We start from the raw sequence: 1,924 nt of genomic DNA on the forward strand, positions 1-1,924 counted from the left end.
GTTTGTGCGCTCTTGCCGTCCATGACTTCATCCTTTGCTCTTGAACGTGTTCAGTTTCTAGTTGAGCATAGTTTTTGAACATGTTCAAATATGATGACGAGGTTGCGGGCTAAACGCCACATGTCAGTGGCGGGTTGATCCGGCATTGGAACTCTTGCGGGACTCCGCGGCAAGCCTACGTAAGTCCTGTCCGTGACAGAGTTTGTCTCGTGAACAACACTATTTTGACCGGGCAGCTAATTTGCCACAGTGACGATGAGGTCTCAGCCGTCTCGGCGTTCCTGCCTCACCACATTGAATTGACGCTGGCTGAACCAGGGTGCATTTCCTTCTCTGTGGAGCAAAGTGACAATCCGCGGGTGTGGGATGTTTCCGAATGCTTTCAGGACGCCCCATCCTTTGAACTCCACCAAGCACGCGCCAAGGCCAGCGAGTGGGGGCGTGCCACGGCCAAAATCAAGCGCAGCTATTACGTGTCCGGCCTCGACGGACAAGTGAAGTCCAGTCCGGCCCTTGGGAACAAGGTGACGTAGGTGCTGGCTGCAGCTGCAAAGAAGAGCAGAAAGCCAATCAGCCCCATTCCCACAGAATTGCTGGACACCACTTCCAGCGCGACGTTCAGGTTGCTGACAATGGTCGCCAAGTCCAAGCCAATCACGCCATCGGGTCCCATATGAACAGCTATGCGGCTCGGAATGAGCGGGCGGAGCAGCACGTACAGCACCGCGACCAGCAGGATTGAACATGCGGGGACGACCACCAGCAGGGAAACCGTCTGGGTTTGGACTGCGCCCGCAGTGAACTGGGCACATCGGGAATGTTGGACAAGCTGCCGCCTTCCTGCCGGGCGCTCGATCTTGCAGCCACGACTGCGGTGGAGTTTGCAGACTTAGGCGCGGTCGTGAAGGGTGACCTGATAGCCGTCGGGGTCTGCAAAAGTGAACGTGCGGCCGAACGGGCCGTCGATCGGTGCCGAGACTATGGTGTGGCCGTCGGCGGCGAGAGCGTCGTGAATGGCCTGGACGCCGGTGGCATGGATCCAGATCGTGGCACCGATGTCGGGCTGGGCAGCGGACGCAAGATCCGTGCCGGGAACAATGTCCCGCAGGGCGAACGCGATCGGCGTGGTCTCAAAGACGACAGCATGCGGAGGGCCCGCCTGCGAGCGGACGAGGCCAAGATATCGCTTGTAGAACGCCTGCGACGCGTCGAGATCGCAGGTCTGGAAGGAGATGAAGTCGGGGCCGGTGACGGGCATGGTGGTAGTCCTTTTAAGATGTGTCAGTTATCTGACACATCGAAACTATGTCAGAATACTGACATGAGTCAAGACTTTACTGGTGTTGATCTGGAGACGTCACTGGGGTACCTGCTGAAAGAGGCATCGAGCGCCCTTCGAGTTGCCATGGAGGCTGTGCTGCGGCCTCTCGGGATGACCATGACGCATTACTCCTGCCTAGAGCTACTGGCCCAGCGACCGGGTTTGTCGAACTCTGAGCTCGCGCGGGGAGCGTTCGTCACACGGCAGTCAATGAACGTGCTGCTGCAGGGGCTGGAACGGGACGGCTACGTGAGCCGGCCGGCGGAGGCCCCTGTTGGCAAAGTTCTTCCCACCCAGCTCACGCCAAGCGGCAGGCGCAGCCTGGAGAAGGCGAGCATTGCGGTCCGATCCGTCGAGGTCAGGATGGTGGGCGGCATGTCGGAGGATGAGCAGTCGTGTGCTTTCAGGGTCCTGCAGAGCATGGTCCGCTCCCTACGCAGCGATAACGAGGGCCTGTAAACCGTCCCCGGGGCATGCCTGCCGCCGCAACAGCAGAAGGTCCCTCGATGGGGGGCGCTGCCGGGCAGAAGCCGCTGTACAACCCGGCCGGTCACTGTTGCCCGGCCCGCTGACCGGCCTACGCGGCACTCGGGGGCTGCACGG

The 1,924-nt window shown here is 60.3% G+C and carries 3 protein-coding genes; 2 read left to right on the top strand and 1 reads right to left on the bottom strand.

Translation table 11 applies throughout. The features are described from left to right. Positions 1 to 209 precede the first annotated feature (209 nt). Positions 210 to 533, top strand: a complete 324-nt coding sequence (locus Q4P21_RS02915) for a putative quinol monooxygenase (RefSeq protein ID WP_303387361.1) — start codon at positions 210 to 212, stop codon at positions 531 to 533. 356 nt (positions 534 to 889) lie between these two features. On the opposite strand, the gene Q4P21_RS02920 is transcribed toward Q4P21_RS02915, so the two are convergent. Next, positions 890 to 1,258 carry a VOC family protein gene (locus Q4P21_RS02920; RefSeq protein ID WP_303387362.1) on the bottom strand — a complete coding sequence of 123 codons (369 nt, stop codon included), beginning with the start codon at positions 1,256 to 1,258 and terminating at the stop codon, positions 890 to 892. A gap of 63 nt (positions 1,259 to 1,321) precedes the next feature. Between Q4P21_RS02920 and Q4P21_RS02925 the strand changes: the two genes are divergently transcribed. Continuing rightward, entirely contained in the window at positions 1,322 to 1,780 is a 459-nt protein-coding gene (locus tag Q4P21_RS02925) for a MarR family winged helix-turn-helix transcriptional regulator (protein WP_303387363.1), read from the top strand. The last annotated feature ends 144 nt before the right edge of the window (positions 1,781 to 1,924 follow it).

It is taken from the genome of Arthrobacter sp. (assembly GCF_030540645.1).
In the GTDB taxonomy this organism is placed as follows: Bacteria; Actinomycetota; Actinomycetes; order Actinomycetales; family Micrococcaceae; genus Specibacter.